This is a genomic window from Ancrocorticia populi, from assembly GCF_003123745.1.
Classification (GTDB): Bacteria; Actinomycetota; Actinomycetes; order Actinomycetales; family Actinomycetaceae; genus Ancrocorticia; species Ancrocorticia populi.
This window is the reverse complement of sequence record NZ_QETB01000003.1, coordinates 234,395-252,919: the sequence shown is the minus strand read 5'-3', so window position 1 is coordinate 252,919 and position 18,525 is coordinate 234,395. Positions and strand designations below refer to the sequence as shown.

The 18,525-nt window shown below is 57.0% G+C and carries 18 protein-coding genes; 10 read left to right on the top strand and 8 right to left on the bottom strand.

Translation table 11 applies throughout. The annotated features are described in order from the left end of the window. Positions 1-33: 33 nt before the first annotated feature. The 3 genes from DD236_RS06650 (at position 34) to DD236_RS06640 (ending at position 3,861) form a co-directional block, all read left to right on the top strand. On the top strand, positions 34-1,653 hold the full coding sequence (locus DD236_RS06650) for a HEPN domain-containing protein (RefSeq protein ID WP_109093598.1): 1,620 nt from the start codon (positions 34-36) through the stop codon (positions 1,651-1,653). A 213-nt stretch (positions 1,654-1,866) separates the two neighbouring features. Continuing rightward, positions 1,867-2,793, top strand: a complete 927-nt coding sequence (locus tag DD236_RS06645) for a TIGR01777 family oxidoreductase (protein WP_109093597.1) — start codon at positions 1,867-1,869, stop codon at positions 2,791-2,793. A 141-nt stretch (positions 2,794-2,934) separates the two neighbouring features. Next, positions 2,935-3,861 carry an Abi family protein gene (locus tag DD236_RS06640; protein WP_165819849.1) on the top strand — a complete coding sequence of 309 codons (927 nt, stop codon included), beginning with the start codon at positions 2,935-2,937 and terminating at the stop codon, positions 3,859-3,861. Between the two features lie 471 nt (positions 3,862-4,332). On the opposite strand, the gene DD236_RS06635 is transcribed toward DD236_RS06640, so the two are convergent. Next, the gene (locus DD236_RS06635; RefSeq protein WP_207785722.1) at positions 4,333-4,812 is read right to left on the bottom strand and encodes a DUF898 family protein; all 480 of its coding nucleotides are present in this window, start codon (positions 4,810-4,812) and stop codon (positions 4,333-4,335) included. 423 nt (positions 4,813-5,235) lie between these two features. On the opposite strand from DD236_RS06635, the gene DD236_RS06630 reads away from it, so the two are divergent. The 3 genes from DD236_RS06630 (at position 5,236) to DD236_RS06620 (ending at position 8,566) form a co-directional block, all read left to right on the top strand. Continuing rightward, positions 5,236-7,569 carry a DMSO/selenate family reductase complex A subunit gene (locus tag DD236_RS06630; protein WP_243410039.1) on the top strand — a complete coding sequence of 778 codons (2,334 nt, stop codon included), beginning with the start codon at positions 5,236-5,238 and terminating at the stop codon, positions 7,567-7,569. Between the two features lie 161 nt (positions 7,570-7,730). Further along, the gene (locus tag DD236_RS06625; protein WP_207785721.1) at positions 7,731-8,105 is read left to right on the top strand and encodes a nuclear transport factor 2 family protein; all 375 of its coding nucleotides are present in this window, start codon (positions 7,731-7,733) and stop codon (positions 8,103-8,105) included. Between the two features lie 95 nt (positions 8,106-8,200). Beyond that, the gene (locus DD236_RS06620; RefSeq protein WP_109093594.1) at positions 8,201-8,566 is read left to right on the top strand and encodes a hypothetical protein; all 366 of its coding nucleotides are present in this window, start codon (positions 8,201-8,203) and stop codon (positions 8,564-8,566) included. 82 nt (positions 8,567-8,648) lie between these two features. Here the strand turns inward: DD236_RS06620 and DD236_RS06615 are convergent, their stop codons facing one another. The 6 genes from DD236_RS06615 to DD236_RS06585 all read right to left on the bottom strand — a co-directional run bounded on the left by DD236_RS06615 (position 8,649) and on the right by DD236_RS06585 (position 13,229). Then, complete coding sequence (locus DD236_RS06615) at positions 8,649-9,332, bottom strand: DUF5701 family protein (protein ID WP_207785720.1); 684 nt, start codon at positions 9,330-9,332, stop codon at positions 8,649-8,651. Positions 9,333-9,424: 92 nt separating this feature from the next. Further along, positions 9,425-9,682: a type II toxin-antitoxin system RelE family toxin gene (locus tag DD236_RS06610; protein WP_109093592.1), complete on the bottom strand. Its 258-nt coding sequence runs from the start codon at positions 9,680-9,682 to the stop codon at positions 9,425-9,427. Between the two features lie 19 nt (positions 9,683-9,701). Further along, entirely contained in the window at positions 9,702-9,950 is a 249-nt protein-coding gene (locus tag DD236_RS06605) for a type II toxin-antitoxin system Phd/YefM family antitoxin (RefSeq protein WP_109093591.1), read from the bottom strand. Between the two features lie 55 nt (positions 9,951-10,005). Then, positions 10,006-10,875 (bottom strand): bifunctional DNA-formamidopyrimidine glycosylase/DNA-(apurinic or apyrimidinic site) lyase, encoded by an 870-nt coding sequence (gene mutM / locus DD236_RS06600; RefSeq protein ID WP_109093590.1) that lies wholly within the window; start codon positions 10,873-10,875, stop codon positions 10,006-10,008. 265 nt (positions 10,876-11,140) lie between these two features. Next, positions 11,141-11,686, bottom strand: a complete 546-nt coding sequence (locus DD236_RS06590) for a methylated-DNA--[protein]-cysteine S-methyltransferase (RefSeq protein ID WP_109093588.1) — start codon at positions 11,684-11,686, stop codon at positions 11,141-11,143. Between the two features lie 7 nt (positions 11,687-11,693). Continuing rightward, positions 11,694-13,229, bottom strand: a complete 1,536-nt coding sequence (locus DD236_RS06585) for a DNA-3-methyladenine glycosylase 2 family protein (RefSeq protein WP_109093587.1) — start codon at positions 13,227-13,229, stop codon at positions 11,694-11,696. Positions 13,230-13,428: 199 nt separating this feature from the next. On the opposite strand from DD236_RS06585, the gene DD236_RS06580 reads away from it, so the two are divergent. The 4 genes from DD236_RS06580 to DD236_RS06565 all read left to right on the top strand — a co-directional run bounded on the left by DD236_RS06580 (position 13,429) and on the right by DD236_RS06565 (position 17,764). After that, complete coding sequence (locus tag DD236_RS06580; RefSeq protein ID WP_109093586.1) at positions 13,429-14,250, top strand: CPBP family intramembrane glutamic endopeptidase; 822 nt, start codon at positions 13,429-13,431, stop codon at positions 14,248-14,250. 2 nt (positions 14,251-14,252) lie between these two features. Further along, positions 14,253-14,906 carry an HAD family hydrolase gene (locus DD236_RS06575; RefSeq protein WP_109093585.1) on the top strand — a complete coding sequence of 218 codons (654 nt, stop codon included), beginning with the start codon at positions 14,253-14,255 and terminating at the stop codon, positions 14,904-14,906. A 160-nt stretch (positions 14,907-15,066) separates the two neighbouring features. Beyond that, the gene (locus DD236_RS06570; RefSeq protein WP_109093584.1) at positions 15,067-15,867 is read left to right on the top strand and encodes a M15 family metallopeptidase; all 801 of its coding nucleotides are present in this window, start codon (positions 15,067-15,069) and stop codon (positions 15,865-15,867) included. 142 nt (positions 15,868-16,009) lie between these two features. Continuing rightward, a complete protein-coding gene (locus DD236_RS06565; protein WP_109093583.1) occupies positions 16,010-17,764 on the top strand; it encodes a cation:proton antiporter in 1,755 nt (584 codons plus the stop codon). Between the two features lie 45 nt (positions 17,765-17,809). Here the strand turns inward: DD236_RS06565 and DD236_RS06560 are convergent, their stop codons facing one another. Continuing rightward, positions 17,810-18,523, bottom strand: a complete 714-nt coding sequence (locus DD236_RS06560) for a hypothetical protein (protein ID WP_109093582.1) — start codon at positions 18,521-18,523, stop codon at positions 17,810-17,812. Between the last annotated feature and the right edge of the window lie 2 nt (positions 18,524-18,525).

The following is an 18,525-nucleotide window of genomic DNA, read 5'->3' as shown; positions in this document are numbered from 1 at the left end:
ACGTACTTGGGCTTGTCGGAAGGTGAAGAACAAATGGGCGAGTATAACTACAATCGTCAGAAGCTAAAGAATCTGTATGGTGAGCCGTTTCTGCGGTACATATGTGGTGCACCTGACGAAGCGGATGTTGATGAAGCTCTAGCTGGGCTGCCTGCCGATCAGTGGCGATTGCTGTGCGCAGTTACTGATCGAGCCCTGGCGGGCGCTGTTGATGCAATAGATCTTTCAATGCTTGCGGCAGGACACTTCACTGCAAATGTAGCAGAGGATGGAAAGACCTTAGCTCAGCAGATGCGATTGGCAAATGGCGGTGACGTTGGGCAGCCAAGGACTTCTGTTGATCCTTTGGCCGATGCACTTTTGCGGATCGCCTATGATTCTTGGCCGGCTCTTTTGGTTCGGTCTGATGACTTGCGTTCGTCTCAATCCTTCGCGTTTGCCTCCTATACTCGCGTAGAACAACACCCCGCAATAGAGAACTTCTGCAACGCTGTAATGATGGATCCTGATTTGTCAATATTGTTTCCCGGTACACCGGACATCGCAGAAGTGCGCGGGGAGGAACACTTCCTATTGAGATACCACAGCAACTGGATCGTTTCAGGAGGAAGCAACTTCATGATGTCTCTTGTTGGTCTAGCTGGGTCTCTAATATTCTCGGCTGCAGCATCTTGCGAATACACAGCTGGACCACTTACATACGAGATTCTTGCTCCTTCGATCGTTGAGATGATCAAACTTCTACGTCAGTTCGCAAATTGGCAAGAGACAAGGGTACCGACAATAACCGGTCTGCAAGGGATCCGAATTAGCGATGAATCCAGCTATGAGTTTGAGGGGCTTGGGATACTGCGTAAACCATCAGATTTTGAGATGAATCAGATTTTTGGGCCACAATCAGGGGTTAGTGCAGTCTTTGCTGGTGCGATGCCGATATGTCTCATCGAGGTGCTTCCCTCAACGGATGCGGGAATGGCGAGGGTTAATGACTTCATGATGACGAGAGGGATAGAGGTTATGCAACCCTTTCTCGACTTGGAAGCAGGAATTGATCAGGTAAGGCTCGCACTTCTATTGGCATCACCAAATGATCAACTCCTCGCGTCCGGAGTGGGAGGCCGGTTTATCTCAAATCTGTCAGATATGGGATCATCAGCCTCACTCATTCAACAAGTGGCTAAAGCGAAGTCGGCGACTGCGAGCGATGCACTCGAACGAGCTCAGCGGATTTTCCGTCTTCTCAAGAGAAATCAGTTCAAAGGACTGAGTATCGCGCATCGACGTCTTCTAGATGCGACCTCAGCTAGGTGGGATCCGGTTGATGCGTTTGTCGATGCTGTAATAGTTTGGGAGAACGTTTTTGGGTCACAAGGAGAGACCACGTTCCGTGTTACCGCGTCGATGGCACTCCTCCTAGAGCCAAACAGGCCGGATGAACGACGTTCTCTTCATCAGACGCTGAAAAAGCTATACAGCACCCGTTCTTCCGTCGTCCACGGGTCGAAAGACTTGTCGCATCACGAGGCACTCAAGTGTCGTGATGCTGCTGTAGGGTATGCCATCGAGTTGGTACGCACCCTTTATGAAGATCGTGCAGATTTGATCCCAATGGCATCAAATAGTCGAGGTGAAATGTTGCTTCTTCGCGGCTGATAGTGAATGCGCTGATACGTGGCTGTAAGCAAGGTTGGTAGCTCCATTTTGATCACAGAACGTCACTGAGGGGTTAGATTGTGCCGGCAGCCGAGTATGCAGCGTCTTCCGAAACAATTCAATTCAAGCGTTCCCATTGGTTTAGATTCTTCTTTCAGCGGTAGCCAATGCAAAACTCTTCGAAATCCTTTCGCTGAGTCCTAGACTGTCGGCATGAACAGTAGCCACAATCCGCACGTTGTTCTATCCGGTGCATCGGGCATGATCGGCAGTGCTCTGTGCGATTCATTCTTGGCCGACGGCTACGACGTCACCATGCTGGTGCGCGGGCAGAGCTCCGAACGGGATCGAAACGTGAAAGGCTCCGGCGAGCTGAGCAGGATCCCGTGGCAGCCCGGCGAGGCTCTGGATCCTGAGGTGCTCCGCGGCGCAGAGGCAGTCATCTGTCTGAATGGAGCAACCATTGGCAAGCTGCCGTGGACCCGCGCGTACCGACGTGAGCTCTACGATTCGCGAGTGATCCCGGCGCTGACGATCGCCCGAGCCGTCCGAGCGCTTGGCGAGAACGCCCCATTCTTGGCCTGCGCCTCAGCCACGGGGTATTACGGACACATTCCCAACGTACAGCTCACCGAACACAGCCCTGCAGGTGATACCTTCTTGGCTCGGCTATGTGTGCTGTGGGAGCGGGCTGCGGCAACAGCGGGGCAGAACGTTGGCTTCCTGCGAACAGCGCCCGTGCTGGACCAGAATGGCATGTTGGCACCCATGATGTTGCTGACGAAGTTTGGGCTTGGCGGCCCTCTTGGTCCGGGAACCCAATCATGGGGCTGGATCTCACTCGAAGACGAGGTGCGTGCGATTAGGTACATCGTGGAGCGGCGTATCACGGGCCCGGTGAACATCTCTGGGCCAGAACCTGCTACCGCCAATGCCATCGGCAAGGAACTGGCCTCCCAGATGAACCGGCCCTTCTGGTTCCCGGCGCCGAGTTTCTTGCTCAAGGCGGTGCTGGGTGCAGACCCGGCCCAATCACTCATCCTCACCGATGCCGCAGTCCATCCCGAAAGGCTGCTCAACGCGGGATTCGAGTTCCGGCATCCGACGATCCCCGAGGCCGTAGCGGCAGGAATGGTTTAGACCGCAGTCCACTGCCAGTACATGAGGTTAGGCGCACACTTACCACACTTGTTTGGGTTGGGGAGCTCCTATAGACTGAAGCCAACATTCGCCCCGTCGCAGGAGTTATCTCCTCCGGCGGGGTTTTCCTATATCCCTCCGATGTCGGAAAAACCGTGGTGTTCCATTGATCAACAGATCCAGCGTTTTCGGGATCGAGGTTTGACACTTGATAGCCACGAGGCAAATGACCTTCGCGCGTTCTTACTGAATCAAAACTATTACCGGTTAACTGGCTACTCCCGACTTTTCTTGGATAACTTCACGCAAGCGGAACGGTTCAGAGAAGGTGTTTCGCTAGGTCAAATTATTGAAGTATACGAGGCTGATGCTCTAATACGTAGGATCGCATTTGAAGGCGTTGAAATTGTTGAGCTTGCGCTTCGGCAGAGGATTGCCCACATACTTGGCCAGAGCCTGAATCCACAGAACGCTTACCTGAATCCCGTGAGTTACCTACCAATTGAGGACGCCTCCCCAGAGCATGGCCAAGATATTGATAAGTGGCAAGTTATACGCGAGCGCCAACGCAATAACCGCAATGATGTGTTGGTGTCCATGAATGAAGTATTAGCGAGCAGAAGAACTCTTCCACTTGACCATTATCGCGACGCCGGTAATCCTGTGCCGATATGGGTGATTATTGAGGAACTCACTCTTGGGGATCTTTCGAAATTGGTAAGTACGTGGGTGAACCACCGTCAAATATCACTCGTTGCCAAGTCGTTCAAATTCGAGTCCCGGAAACAACTTGAGATGGCGGTCGGAAACATCTCGTTCCTCAGGAACATTGTCGCCCATCACGGAAGACTGTGGAACAGATGTCTAAACCGCAGTGTTGCTTTACCTGAATGGGTTATAAGGGAGAAACGCCGCTACACGGATCCTAAGAGTCCCGCGGCGTTGCTTCTCTTGCTCGCAGCTTGGGTTGATCAGATCGAAGGGAAAAAGGAATACAGCGCGTATCTCCTTAAGAAGCTCTACGAGTCATCTGATTATGCGAATGGGATACACAATCCCCGCCTCTAGAGGCAAGTTCCCCAGAGATGAACACGCTCGACGTTATTTCGAATGGTAAATGAACGAGGGGCAGGTCGGTTCGTCGTCTTTAAAAACCTGCCAACCCGCCACTTAGGCGGTACGTAGCCGTAGCGCTCGCGAAACCCAGTGACGGAACGATTCGATCATGGAATCGCTGTTCAACGGATACATGACTCGAAGCGTGCCTATCCGGCACAAGACGGCACTTTGGGATGACCTGTTTCCATCCGGGGTCATCCCGGGCGGGGCGCACGTCTGCGAGCCGTACCGCGATATGTACCCAGTGCTGGAGGGGGTAACGTCGGGGTCCCCAGGGGTGTTGGCTGCGCGCTGTCAAACCGCTAGGTTATGGCCAAGATTCCGCCCGAGCTTTTCAGGCGTACGCCGCTCCAGCCAGTTAGCAATTGCTCGTCCCAATTTCTAATCCTTACCAATGTGGCACTGCAAAAACCTGTCCCTTTACATGGGGAGGTAGATCCCAGCGGGGTTCACTTGATGATGCTCTACGATCCACTTGGTCATGCGGGGGTAAACCCAGAATGAATAGATTCCCAGCGTGACAATGCACAACAAGAGCCATTTGACCCAGTTGCCAAACAGGCTCCATGCGTCGCCTGTGAATTGCATCTGATAACCGTTGATGTACGTGTTTTCGGCCTGCCAACGATAGGTCATAACGATTGCCCACGGGTAGCAGATGCCGAGAGTGCATACGGTGATCAGGACTCCGAGGATTTGCACGCCGAGCCATGACGCTGCGCCGCCGGTGAAGCGAAAACCAATCTGAAAAGGTGCGGTGGTGACAGAATATTGGGGAGCTTGGGGGTACGTTGGTTGAGCCGGAGCTGGATGGAAATCAGCCGGCTGATACGGTGTCTGCTGCTGTGGGAATCCTTGGGACGCTGTCTGTCCCTGATAACTGTTGGGTGGAATAGTCAAAATCTGAATCATAGGGTCAAGATGAGTTTCCGGGCGGACTTGTTCAGATTTGGCCGGTATCCATTGCTGGAGTATCGCGGGGATAGGCGCGTCTGGAAGGGATGCTTGAACCTGAGTTCAGGTTTCGATATGCGAGGCGGTCGCCGCGGGGTTGGATTACCTCGGAGTTTCGTTGAAGGGCGAGCGAGTAGTTCGTCGTCGTTAAAAACCCTTCAAAAAGTCCACGCGCCGTGGCCTATTTATATACGAGAAACTGCGCGTAAAGGACCTTTCGGCCAGCGGGCGGAGACAGCAGAGCACCCGCATCGAAGTAAGGGACCGAAGGCATAAACGACACGTGTCGTACTGGGGCTAGGGTGCTTGGAAGTGTCCTAGGACGCTGAAGCAAATCGGAGATAGGGCAACTGTTCAAAGGAGCGCGACGTGGCTGAAGTTATTGAGTCTCAACAAGATACAAAGAGGACTCGGCCCACTCGCAGGTCCTTCCTCAAGTGGTCTGGGGTTGGTGCTGGAACGGCGGCTCTCGTGGCCAACACCGCCAACCTTGGGATGCCTTCCGCTTCTGCGGCCAAAGCAGACGGCATGGCTGGGGTGGATAAGACGGTCTGGAACGTGTGCTTCGTCAACTGTGGATCGCGCTGCCCATTAAGACTCCAGATCAAGGACGGCACCATTGTTCGATGCCTGCCGGATAGCACCGGGGATGACTCGGTGGAGAACCGACAGCTGCGGGCGTGTGTGCGTGGCCGTTCCGTCCGGAATCGGGTGTACAGCCCGGATCGCGTGAAGAAGCCGATGATCCGGAAAGAGGGAACTGAGCGCGGCGCGGGCGAGTGGGAAGAGATCTCGTGGCCGGACGCGCTGGACCTCGTGGCCGAAAAGATTCAGTACACGATTGATAACTACGGCAATGAGGCCATCTACAATCAACATGGTTCCGGCGTGAACGGTGCCGCGATTGGCGCGGCCAATCCTTTCCAAAGGCTATTCAACCTGCTGGGCGGTTCGCTTCAGCGCTATGGCACCTACTCCACCGCGCAGATCACCGCGGCAACGCAGTTCACATTTGGCGAGCTCGAAGAAGGCGGCGATACGGTCCCGTCCAACTCGTTTGAGGACAGTGTAGATAACTCGCAACTGGTTGTGATGTTTGGGAACAACCCGCAAGAAACCCGGATGTCCGGCGGCGGCATCCTCTATACCTCGCAGTTCCTTCAGCGCGAGGGCGTGCGCACCATCCTCATCGATCCGATGTACTCGGAGTCAGCCGTGGTGCTGGCAGACGAGTGGGTTCCGATTAAGCCGGGTACGGATACCGCGCTGGCCTCCGCTCTGGCTCATGTCCTAATCAGTGAGGACTTGCAGGATCAGGAGTTCCTCGATAAGTACTGCCAGGGCTTCGATGAGGACCATATGCCGGAAGGTATCCCATCTGGAAACTCATACCGTAGCTACATTACGGGTAAAGGTACGGATGGGATCGAGAAGACTCCAGCCTGGGCCGCGGAGATCACCGGCATACCTGCAGACAAGATCATTGCGCTCGCACGGGAGATCGGGAACGCCAAGCCGTGTGCCATCATGCAGGGGTGGGGCCCACAGCGCCATATGAACGGCGAGAATCAGGCCCGGGCCATATGCGCGCTGGCAGCTCTTACCGGAAACGTTGGTATCAATGGAGGCGGGACCGGAGGGCGTGAGGGCTCCTACGGTCCGCTCACGATGTCCTTCCCGAGCGGTGAGAGTCCCATCGAAGCTTCAATCCCACTGTTCATGTGGACGGATGCAGTTACCCGTGGGGCCGAAATGACGGCAACTACGGACGGCATCCGCGGCGTAGACAAGCTACCCGTGGGCATGAAGTTCCAGCTTCAGTACGGCGGCAGTAAGTTCGCCGGGCAGCACTCCGATATCAACCGCACCCTTGAGATCATGAAGGATCAGTCGCTGTGTGAGTTCGTTGTGGTGGTTGAGAATATGATGACGCCCTCTGCTCAATACGCCGATCTGGTGCTGCCTGACACCCTTGGTCCGGAGCGCTGGGACATCGGGCATAACGAGACGGGCGGCGATTTGGCCTACTACATGTACCACGAACAGGCTATCGAGCCGCTTCATGACACTATGGATTCCTATGAGATGGCTGTGGAGTTGGCGAAGCGGCTGGGCGTTGAGGACGAGTACACGGAAGGCCGCACCCGAAAAGACTGGGTCCAGTGGATGGCAGAAGAGAACGTGAAGGAGCATCCGGAGCTGCCAACGTGGGATGAGCTGAGTGAAATGGGAATCTATCGCTACCACACTCCCGAAAACCACGTAGTGCCGATGCGGAAATTCCGGGAGGATCCGGAGGCCAATCCGCTCGCCACGCCGTCTGGGAAGATCGAGATCTTTAGCTCGGAGCTGTGGGACATGGCCAAAACGTGGACGTTCGAGGATCCCCAGAAGGGAGATGTGATTACTGCTCTGCCTGAGTACGTGGACACGTTCGAGAGCACTATCGAAGCTAGAAGCAATGAGAAGCATCCTCTGCAGTGCATCGGCCATTACTTTAAGGGACGCGTCCATTCAACATTCGCAAACCTTGAGTGGCTGACAAGCGCCCATCATCAGCGGCTCTTCGTTAATCCGATGGACGCCGAGGAACGTGGAATCAGCGCCGATGATCTCGTGGAGGTCTATAACGATCGTGGGCGGGTTCGCGTCCCTGCTAACGTGACAACTCGGATCATGCCGGGCGTGGTGTCGCTTCCTTAGGGCGCTTGGTATAAGAACGACGACGGTGTTGATGTTGGTGGCAACATCAACACGCTCACCACGCTTCATCCAACGGCGTATGCCAAAGGAAATCCGCAGCACACCAATCTGGTACAGGTCAAAAAGGCATAGGTACGTTCACGCTTGGTACGCTCTAATCTATGGATGACATCACGCTAGACGAAGCGGTCGCGGTTGAGCACGCTGGCTGGGACTCTCTTTGTGAATCAACCGGCGGCACCTTCTACGGGCGTCTCATGCTGCCTGACGCAGTCTTTGTTCTGGCCAATGGGATGGTGATGACACGTGACGATGTTGCCAGTTCGATGGACGGTGTTCCCGGCTGGGACTCGTACGAGATCAGCAATGCCCGGTTGATCCCGATCGAAGAGAACTCTGCTGCTCTCGTGTATCAAGCAGAGGCATCGCGGGCCGGTCTTGCAGAGCCGTTCGTGGCGCTCATGTCGAGCGTCTATCGTCGCGTGGGAGGCGAGCTAAGACTGGCTCTTTATCAACAGACTACAATTACCCACTGAGCGTTGCCACCTGATCCGCCTGGTTGGGGTGGCCCCAGCCGCAGCAGCGTAACCCTGACCTGACTTTCGAAGTGATTAAGCTGAAAGAAGGCCCAATGGAAATCGTATTGCCCTCCGATTGCGGTAACGCTCCACGAATCGGCATTGTTGGTAACTTCGCCGTGAACTGGGCTATGGGAGATGAAGCAGCTGTATCGTCTTGGCTCCTAGCCGATACTGAGTGGACTCTCGTGGGCGATGGTACCTACAGGGGTCCGGATGCCGGAGTAAGTACTTTCCCGGCGTTCAAACCTGAACGTGTTGAACTCATCTCGATCATCACTCACGGCCGCCTCGCTTCCTGTGACGGATACCTTGAAGCCGCGGGTAAGCGCGTCTGCTTCAGCCACGCCTTTCGCTTCGCAAGCACGTCAAAGACGGCAGGAATCGCAGAGTTACGAAGCTACTGCATTGCGCTCTAGTAATCGCCGGATCGTCATTTCTGTTGGCATGGTGAATAGAACCGGATAGCGTTAGTGCCGACGACGATCTTCTTTAATGCGTCTAATGAGTGACTCGCGCTTTGGCCGAGGCGATCCCGAGCCAAGTGTGCCGGTTACGCCACCAGCACCAACCGACCTTAGGCGCCCCCTTGTTTTCGGCGCCATCACGGCCAGTGCCGCCTGAGATCCAAAGGGCAGGCGTGCGAGTGTCATACTTGCCGTTGGGCTTGACCAGCCGAGAACCAATTGTCATGAAGCAAGCTCCTGGCTCGATGATGCCGGGCAACTGGAGTGCCCAATGGATACCTTCTGTGAGTGTGAGTGGGGTTCGCTCAGCGTTGCGCAGTGTTGGCTCTGCTTCTTCGGGTGACCAGTTCTGCATGTCGTCTCCTCGCTGCAGACCGGTAACCACGTAAACGTCCGCATTCGGCAGTTCAGCGTCGGGGGTCGGGCCAAAGAGATCAACATCGGTCATGTCAGTAACAACGAATCCGTGCCGACGTTCTCCTGCCTTGCCCGCTCGGCCAGGGGCCGGCAAACTCATGAGGGGAGCAAGGTCAGAAGCCGGCGCGACACGTTCGTGGAGCACAAGCAGTGATCCCTCGGGCGCTGACGTTGCGAGCCGTGCCGCTGCACGGCGCAGCGTCTCATCAGTAATGGCTGCCGGGAGACCTAAGGTAATTAATCGTTCTGCCTGATTGTTGATCGAGGGCATTACTGCCGAGGGCGCGGAAAGCTGGGGCAAAGTTCCTCCTGAGTTGGATGAGCTACGAGCTCAACGCGGGAGATTCAGGAGATATTCCGAGTGATTAGCATGCCAAGGGCCGGTTCAACCGCTTAACGATAAACCTCTTGGCGGTGCGCAACACGGAGTACGAGGATAACCAATGCGCCATCATCAATGTCGTAGACGATTCGATAATTGCCGACGCGGATACGCATTTCGCCCTCGCCACCGGCGAGCTGAATGGCTCTTTCCGGACGAGGATCTCGCGACAGCGCTTCAATGGCTTCCTTGATTCGCTTCGCATCTTTCGGGTGGATGCCGCGGAACGCCTTGGCTGCAGCTCGACTGTAAGAGATACGAAATTTCATGCGGAGAGAAGAACGCTACTCAAAGGCCCAGTTCTGCCATAAGCTCGTCGTGCGATATCGGAGGTTCACTCTCCTGGCGAGCTGCGGCAGCGGCGCGGATATCGCTCTGATCTTCCAAAGCCTGAACCGCGCGATCGAAGAAGTCAGGAGAAACCACGACAGCGCGGCGACCAACTCCACGAGAGGTAATCTCGACGGGCTCGCGCTGAGCGGCAGCGATAAAGTCGCTCTGCCGATTACGGAATTGGGATAGCGTAACGGAAGTCATGCCCCACCGTACAACGTGTACAAGATGAACACAATACCTCGCGTCGTCATAAGCATTACTGGCGTCGCTGGCAGTGGGGACAGAAGTGGGTGGAACGGCCGCCAACGGTGATTTGCTCGATCGGTTGGCCGCAGGTTCGGCAGGGTAGGCCTGTTCTCCCGTAGGCGTTCAGACTCCGCTCGAAGTAGCCGGATTCTCCATTGACGCTCACATAGAGCGAATCGAAGGATGTTCCACCGGCGTCGAGGGAGCGTTCAAGGACGTTGGTTGCCGACATGAAAAGGCGAGAGACTTCAAGACCCTTCAAAGAGTTTGCTGGGAGCAGAGGGTGAATGCCTGCATCGAAAAGAGCTTCGTCCGCGTAGATGTTGCCGATGCCAGAAATGACCGCTTGATCGAGAAGAACCTTCTTGATCGAGGTGTGTTTCGAGACGATTGTGACCGCCAACGCCACCGGATCTAGGTGGGGATCCAAGAGATCGCGCGCAATGTGGGAGACGAGGTGGGGGATCATTGGCATCTCTGTGCCTACTCCGGCTGCCGCATTGTCTAGAGTTGGAACGTAGACGTCAGGCGCCAGATAGCCGAATGTCCTCTGATCGATGAAGTCGAGTCGCGTACCGTCGGTAAAGGCAAGACTGGCGTGGATGTGCGCTAGGCCGGAACAGTTCACTCGAAACTGGCCAGACATTCCGAGATGGGCGACTAGAGGGGAGTGGTTGCCGGTGGGTTCGGCGATATCAAACCAGAGGAACTTCCCACGACGAGCAACTGCCTTGAGCGTGCCGCCAGCCAATGTGTTCAGGGGACGGGCAGAGCGCCTCGTCACGCGTTCGCTGAAGGTCTCAGCCTTCGCAATCTCCTTACTAAGCACATGGTCCAGCAGGCCTAATCGCACGGATTCAACTTCGGGTAATTCAGGCAATGGGGCCGCCTCCTCTGGACCTTGTCTGAGATTTACATGCTGGGTAGGTTTCAGGCATGAAGAACCTCCTCTTCCAAGATAGGTCACACATCGAAACGTGGACAGGGAAGAGGAGGTCCGTTACTAACTCTAATTCATTCTCGAAGATGCAATCAACGGCTACGGAGGATTCCTTAACGAAAGCCGCTGAGTCCACTAGCGGCCGGGCGATGCTGTCAAGGAGAAGTTTCCTTTCCATGCCTCCAGAAGAGGAGGATAATTCTCATCACAGCGCCGTCCCTTTGGTTGGTACGAAAAGCCGCGACATGTCCACGCCTTCGAGCTCCAACAGCAGGGTCTTCATCGCAACGCCACCGGAATATCCGGTGAGGCTGCCGTTTGCGCCTACAACGCGGTGGCAGGGGATGATAATCGAGATCGGGTTGTGGCCAACTGCCCCGCCTACTGCCTGGCTGGACATCCGCTCCTTGCCAGCCCTTGTCGCCATTTGCTTCGCTATCTCGCCATAAGTAATGACCTGCCCGTACGGGATCTCTCGGAGAATTGCCCAGACTCCTTGACGGAACTCGCCACCGATGGGTGCCAGAGTCAGTTCATCAATCGCCGGTTGCTTGCCAGCGAAGTATCGATCAAGCCAATCTCTGGCGCGATCGAATATAGCTAAACTGTCCCGAGACTCAGGCACCTCGGGCAGTGTATCCCCGTGGTACTTCTGACCTTCGGTCCACAGGCCCACAAGGTGTTCTGCGGAACCGTCGCAGGCAAGGGTGATTGTCCCGACTGGCGAATAGTGTGTGGTTTGGAAGTACATGATGCTCCTAACTGAGCCTCGATAGCGAGTTCCATAGGTTGACGGTGGCGTAACTGCGCCACGGATGCCACGCCTCTGCCAACTCGACGAGCTCCTTTGAGGTATAGCCGGGCAGGGCTTTCTTCACGCCCGCGTCTGTTTCGAGGAACGAATCTGGCCATTCCATCGCTCGCATTGCGATGTATTGCGCGGTCCAAGGCCCGATCCCTCGAATCTCTTCAAGTCGAGCAATCTCATCCTCGGGCCTAGCGGGCACGTCGAAGTTTATAGCTCCTTCTACAAGCAGACGGGCCAGTTCGCCTATCGTCCTAGACCGCGCACTCGTCACTCCGAGCACACCAAAGCTGTCTTGGATAGATTCGGCCATCACTGCAATGTCGCCAGCCGAAGGAAACAGGTGTGTGAGGCCTTCAATCTCCGTGTCCACCGGCGTCCCGAACTCTCGGACGATACGCCCGGCCAACCTGCCAGCCGCCTTTACGGTGACTTGCTGACCCAGCACCGCCCGCACCGCCATCTCAAAAACATCAAAGCACCCGGGAACCCGGGTGCCCAACACGGCGAGGCCCGGCCGGAGATCATTCATTTGTTTCAGTGTTTCGTACACGGCATCCGGATCGCAGGCGAGATCAAAAAGCTGCCTGATCCGGCCCAAGACCTGAGGCAGAACAGGCAGAAGAGACTCGCTTATCGTCACTTGCAACGCGTTGTGGGAGGGAAGATGACCAACCTTGACCCAACCTGTCGCAACGCTGGACGGCACGCCGAAACTAGGGGCGGTGGCAGAACCCAACACCCCTCTGACGGCCCCAGCCCCAGCGCTTTTGTCACGCGCAATCCGTACGGTGCGCAGGTACTCGCCATCTCGCACCACTTCAACGCCAGCGATGGCACGTACGCTCAGGAAGTCCAGCATCTCCTCCCATCGGTAGGGCGGCCGGTAGCCAAGGCGCACCGTGATACCCGAGCCGGCTGCCCGCTCCGGAAGTCTCTTCCTCAAGGCAGTTGGAGAAAGGCGATACCGGTCCTGGAACACAGTATTGAACCGGCGCAAGCTCCCAAACCCGGCGGCCATCGCAACATCTACTACCGGCAAGTCCGTATCCGTGAGCAGCCCCTTGGCAAGCAGCAACCGGCACGTTTGCAGGTATTGAACAGGGGCGACGTGAAACTCTTCGGCGAATACACGCCGCAGATGCCGGTCACTACAGCCGAGCCTGCGGGCAACCTCTTCAAGACCCTCGATCTTCCCGCAGTTCTCCCGCAACAGCCGTGCCGCACGCCGGGCAAGCTTCCCGGAAGCCTCCACCGCCGATTCTCCGGGTGCTAACTCGGGGCGGCACAGCAGACACGGGCGGTAACCGGCCCGTTCGGCCTCGGCGGCGCTCGCGAAGAAGCTGCAGTTCGCCGCCTTCGCCCGCCGAGCCCTACACACTGGCCGACAGTAAATCCCCGTGGAGGAAATACCCACGAAGAACCGGCCGTCAAAGCGAGCATCGTTCGCTGCGAAGGCAGCATAGAGTCCGCTTTCGCTGACCGTCATTGCCTCACGTCCTTACACATCTTGTCTTCAATTCTAAAGGCGCTTCATAATGAAGCTCGCCGTTTTCGGACATGCATATGGCCAGCCGAGACGGTGTGGATATGGCAAGTTCATAGTGAGCCGATAGAGGTGTTGTTTTCGCCGTCCAGACTGAAACCCGTTCTGGTAGTTTTGATTGGAACGACGGGAGAAAACAGCTATGGCAACGGATCGCCGCATCGCCCTCGAATTCACCGCTTGGACGTTCGGCATTGCGGCCGTAGTATCGGGCACCTTGATCGTGGCCGGCAGATACGGATACGCCGTGCACAATTGGGTGGGGACGCCACAGCAGCTCCTAGAGAATCTTCCTTTTTCGATTTACATTCTTTCGCCTGCAATTGCTTCGTACGGAGTACTTCGCTACCGAGGCCGAGTCAGCGGGCCGCGCGAATGGCTGGCAACCGTGTTCCATGTACGCACTAGCCCAGTCGTATATGCCTATGTCCTGCTCGTGTTAGCCGTGTACTTCCTCGCACACATCGTTGTGTCGGGCCCGAGCCCGTCCACCCTCCCGCTCTACACCCTTCTGCTCTCAATCCCCGGAAACCTCATCATCGGGGGCCTCGAAGAATCGGGCTGGGCATACATTCTGCAGCCTCAGTTGGATTCCAAGCTGGGCTACATGGTTTCCTCGCTCCTAACAAGCTTTATATGGCTCGGTTGGCACGTTCCGCTCTTCTTTATCCCCGGCACCAACCACTCCTCGGGCGTCATCAATTTCTGGATGTTCGCCGTGCAGATCGTGGCGTTCCGATTCTTCTACGGAGCCATCTGCCGGATCGCTGGCCGGGCCAGCGTCTTCATGTGCGTGTTCGCTCATACCCTCTTCAATGCAGGGAGTGCCACATTTGGAATACCTCCCACAACGTGGGCCGGTACCGTCACTGCTAATGCGTGTGTATTGGCACTGGCAATCGCCGCAGTGGTGGTGAATGCGTGCTGGACCACAAAACGTCGTCGTCGTTATGAAAAGATATAGCCATGACGAACGTACTTGTGCTGTGGGACATTGACGGGACGCTGCTCGCAGCCGGGCAGGACAATGCGCCGCATTCGCGGGCAATCGAGGAGGTTGTTTCTGGGACCGAGGTGGAGGAGTTCGCGACGGACGGGATGACCGACGCCCAAGGAGCTACGCTCCACCTAGATCGTGCGGGCCTAGATGAAGATCTGCTGCCTGCCGTGCTGGAGCGACTGGACATACACTCCCACGTGTACCTCACGTCCGGTCCGCTGACAGCACTTCCCGGGGTGAATGAGGCGCTGAACTTCGTGGCTTCGCTAGGGGCCACGAATGCACTATTGACCGGGAACACGCCGGCGCGCGCCATCAACAAGCTGCGTGGGGCCGGGATCGATACTGAGCTGATCGCGTGGGAAGATTCGTTCTTTGGCGGTAATGCGAAGTCGCGGGAGGTCGTGACGCACCGGGCGCGGGACCGGTTCCCCGAGCGGCGAATAGTGGTGATTGGCGATACCCCACTCGATGGGCAGGCCGCGAATGAGGCCGGGCTTGACTTCCTCGGCGTGACCACAGGCCTTTACGGCGCCGAGGATTTGACGGGCGCGGGGGCGTTCTTGGTTATTGAGGACCTCGTGAGTGGGCTGGACGAGTTGGGTGAGGCGCTTTCTTAAGACGATGTTCAGGCTCTTGACTCAATATAATGGATAACCATATCTGTTTTATGACAACAGAGGCTCCATTGATGGCCCCCATCTTTCGCCTTATGGATATTCACAGGAGGCAGTGCTAGGCTCCCCGGCGGACACCTCACCTTGGGAGCATGGCACGGATATGAGCACGAACCGACGCGGCAAGAAGAACTCCGGCGGACGGCGGCGAACAATCACACGTCTGATTATCATCGTTATCGTCGTTATGTTCGCGGCCACGGGAATTCTGGCCGTGCCCTCTAGCGCGGCAGCTAGCCCAACGCCCGAGCCAACTCCAACTGCCACGGTCTCTGAGGACGATTCTTTTGAAACCTCGGTGATTGAGCGCCGCAACCTTGACACGGTATCGGCAGCTTCAACGCACGTGCTTGTCAACAAGGACAGCCCGATGGAACCGAAGGACTACGAACCGAAGCTCGTGACGCTTGCGAGTGTGGGGGCGGATAGCTGGGTGAGCATGCGGCCGCAGGCCGCCAAGGCGATGGTGAACCTCCTCGATGCTGCTGAAGATGAAGGCATAGACCTTCAAGTAAGCAGCGCGTATCGCGGCTACGTTGATCAGAAGGCGCTTTTCAATCAGTACGTGGACTGGTATGGGAAGAAGTACGCGCTGACGATATCCGCAAAGCCCGGCTACTCCGAGCACCAGACTGGGTTGGCGGCTGATGTGACCACACCTGGCGGCAAGTGCGAGCTACTCGCCTGCTTTGGTGACACCGACGCCGGAGAATGGGTCCATGCCAACGCCTGGAAGTACGGCTATATTGTGCGCTATCCCGAGGGCGAAGAAGATACCACCGGGTTTGCCTACGAGCCTTGGCACCTGCGGTATGTGGGGAAGGGCGTGGCCAAAGAGATGCGGGACGGCGATTACGCCTCCTATGAGGAATACCTTGGCATGGACGCTGCCCCTAGCTACTAGAGCGGCCAGAACTCTGCGCACCTACGCGCTCTTCAGGTTCACGTCCTACCGCCACGTGCGATTCGTTACGATTGCCCGTTCCACAGCGTTAGAAAACAAATGACATAGCGCTTTCACAGCCAACGCGCATTAATATTTCAGCATGGAAATCATCATCGTGCTGGGACTCGTGGCAATCTGCACGGCGGCAATTGCCGGCCCTAAGTTCAAGATAGCCGCGCCCCTCATTCTGGTGGTAGTTGGTATCGCCGTGGGATTCTTGCCGGGCGTGCCGTCGATCGAGATTGACCCTGACCTGATCCTCGAACTCTTACTGCCACCGTTGTTGTATTCAGCGGCAGTGTCCATGCCAGTGATGGACTTCAGACGCGAGTTCGGAGCGATCTCCGGACTCTCCATTCTCCTCGTCATTGTCGCAACCGGCCTAGGAGGCGTCCTTCTCTGGCTCCTAATCCCATCACTCGATCTCGCATGGGCGATAGCGCTTGCGGCCGTCATCAGCCCAACCGATGCCGTGGCCACCTCGATCGTCAAGAACACCGGGATTTCCCCACGGATAATCTCGATTCTGGAGGGAGAAGGCCTACTCAATGACGCTTCCGCCCTCGTCATGCTTCGCACAGCCGTTGCGGCAGCAGCGGCCTCCGTCACGGCCTGGGGAATCGTTGGTTCTCTCGTGTGGGCGGTGCTGGGAGCGGCGTTGGTGGGGTTCGTCGTTGGCAAAATAAATCTCGCCATACGGTCCCGGATCTCAAATATCACCGCCACCACGGTCCTGTCTTTTGCCATCCCGTTCATCGCGATGGCGATCGCGGAGGAAATCGGGGCGTCCGGCCTCGTGGCAGCGGTTGTTGCCGGGTTGATCACGGGTAAAGGCGCGGCGCGGCATCTTTCGCCAAGCCAGCGGATGTCCGATTCGCAGATCTGGGAGACGATCGAATTCATCATTGAAGGAACGATCTTCTTGACGATGGGGCTGGAGCTGCACACGCTGGTGGAAGATCTGCACGATGGTTCGCTAGCGTCCATTCTTAGCGCCTCGGGCATCGCGCTCATCATGTTGGTGGCGTCCGTGCTGATTCGAACGGCTTTCGTCTATCCGCTTTTGCACCTCTTGCGCAAGCGCCGTAAGCGGCGTGAAGGCCTTCGCCCGCACTTGGAGGCCGCCCAGATTCGGTTAGAGGGTGGGGACCCTGCGGAAGCTGGAATCGAACCGGCAGCCCTTGAGCTCACGAAGGGCCAGAAGCGCCGTATCGAACGCAATAGGCGCAGGGCGGCGAAGCGGGGTGAATCCGAGAGTGAGGATTGGACGTCGGAACATCGCGAGAGCCTAGCGGCCCGAATGCGGCGCTCCATTGCGGACATCGATTACTTCCTCGCCTCTCCGTTGACGAACCGCGACGGCACGGTGATCGTGTGGGCCGGGATGCGCGGGGCCATCACCGTTGCCGCCGCCCAAACCCTGCCTTCCACCACTCCGATGCGTTCCTATCTGGTATTCATCGCTTTCCTAGTTGCGGTTTTCTCCCTCCTCATTCAGGGCGGTACCTTGGCCACATTTGTTCGTTGGGTCAAGCCCACCGCGGCACCCTCGGCCGAAGACCAGGCCGCCGAACAGCGGGAGTTGAAGGTTCTTCTGGATGGGGCTAAGTCTGAGTTGTTGAGCGAGTGGGCGCTAGGGCCCGGTTCCGGAAGTTTTAATAACGACGACGACGTGGCGGGACCCAACTCCGAAGGCCACGTGCCTAGCCAGATCGATATCATCGAAGCTCAGCGCGAGGCGCTCATCAAAGCGCGCGACGATCGGCAGTTTGATTCCGGGACCCTCGCGCATACCCTCGACGTTTTGGACGCATCGCAGATCGCGCTAGAGATGCGCGAGCGCGCTGATGAGTGAGACGCACGGGCCCGGATGTAGGCTGTGGCGCCCGTGGCACCTGTGTCATCTAGCGGTAGGTAGACCCTGACGATAACCGTAGAGGTCCGTCTGAGGTTCGTTGATCCAAATCTCCGCTGCGGTTGAGGGATCGTCTGGGTGTTCCACGCGGAGCGTGCGGCCAAAGGTCTCGTCGATTAGCGTGGCTCGGATGCTGGCGGCGCGCAGATTTTCAGAGAGCTGATCTAGATCGGGGTGCTCGAAGCTTGGAGCGTATCCGGGTTTGCCGTGATGTACCGCGGCGATGCCGTCTGATGTGAGATCCGCCCACGTCCCGGCCTCGGAGCTGAGGTGGGGCTCCAAGCCGAGGCTGGCGAGCAGGTTCGCGGCGGCCGGAACGTGTCCGGTGTAGAACAGGGGAGCGGCTGCGGTTTCGCCAGAATGGGTGACTTCGCCTTCGATCGGATCGATGAAGAAGGTGGGAAGCGAAGGGGACGTGACCGTGATGGCCCGCCCGTGGCGGGTATCGCCAATAGATAGTTCGGCGTCCTTAGGCCGGGCGTGTGCAAGGTACTCCTCGAGGTCCGGGACCTCTAGCGTGATCGCGCAGGATCCCGCGACGGGGCTTTCGGACGGGACGCTGTGGATGCCGAGGCGTCCAGCTCCCAACGAGTAGAGGCGCCAGAGGTCAGTTGCTAAGACCTTTGTGCCACCAAGGGCCGAGGCGAGAACCTCCCAGCGTTCGGGGTTTGGGGTGAAGCATGTGAGCCTGATAATCATGA

What these genes read in the sequence shown, in the direction of transcription:
- DD236_RS06645 (WP_109093597.1), top strand. Translation starts at nt 1,867, where the DNA reads ATGAACAGTAGCCACAATCCGCACGTTGTTCTATCCGGTGCATCGGGC.
- DD236_RS06575 (WP_109093585.1), top strand. Translation starts at nt 14,253, where the DNA reads ATGACGAACGTACTTGTGCTGTGGGACATTGACGGGACGCTGCTCGCA.
- DD236_RS06585 (WP_109093587.1), bottom strand. Translation starts at nt 13,229, where the DNA reads ATGACGGTCAGCGAAAGCGGACTCTATGCTGCCTTCGCAGCGAACGAT.
- DD236_RS06590 (WP_109093588.1), bottom strand. Translation starts at nt 11,686, where the DNA reads ATGTACTTCCAAACCACACACTATTCGCCAGTCGGGACAATCACCCTT.
- DD236_RS06610 (WP_109093592.1), bottom strand. Translation starts at nt 9,682, where the DNA reads ATGAAATTTCGTATCTCTTACAGTCGAGCTGCAGCCAAGGCGTTCCGC.
- DD236_RS06565 (WP_109093583.1), top strand. Translation starts at nt 16,010, where the DNA reads ATGGAAATCATCATCGTGCTGGGACTCGTGGCAATCTGCACGGCGGCA.
- DD236_RS06620 (WP_109093594.1), top strand. Translation starts at nt 8,201, where the DNA reads ATGGAAATCGTATTGCCCTCCGATTGCGGTAACGCTCCACGAATCGGC.
- DD236_RS06570 (WP_109093584.1), top strand. Translation starts at nt 15,067, where the DNA reads ATGAGCACGAACCGACGCGGCAAGAAGAACTCCGGCGGACGGCGGCGA.
- DD236_RS06625 (WP_207785721.1), top strand. Translation starts at nt 7,731, where the DNA reads ATGGATGACATCACGCTAGACGAAGCGGTCGCGGTTGAGCACGCTGGC.
- DD236_RS06560 (WP_109093582.1), bottom strand. Translation starts at nt 18,523, where the DNA reads ATGATTATCAGGCTCACATGCTTCACCCCAAACCCCGAACGCTGGGAG.
- DD236_RS06580 (WP_109093586.1), top strand. Translation starts at nt 13,429, where the DNA reads ATGGCAACGGATCGCCGCATCGCCCTCGAATTCACCGCTTGGACGTTC.
- DD236_RS06640 (WP_165819849.1), top strand. Translation starts at nt 2,935, where the DNA reads ATGTCGGAAAAACCGTGGTGTTCCATTGATCAACAGATCCAGCGTTTT.
- DD236_RS06650 (WP_109093598.1), top strand. Translation starts at nt 34, where the DNA reads ATGGGCGAGTATAACTACAATCGTCAGAAGCTAAAGAATCTGTATGGT.
- DD236_RS06605 (WP_109093591.1), bottom strand. Translation starts at nt 9,950, where the DNA reads ATGACTTCCGTTACGCTATCCCAATTCCGTAATCGGCAGAGCGACTTT.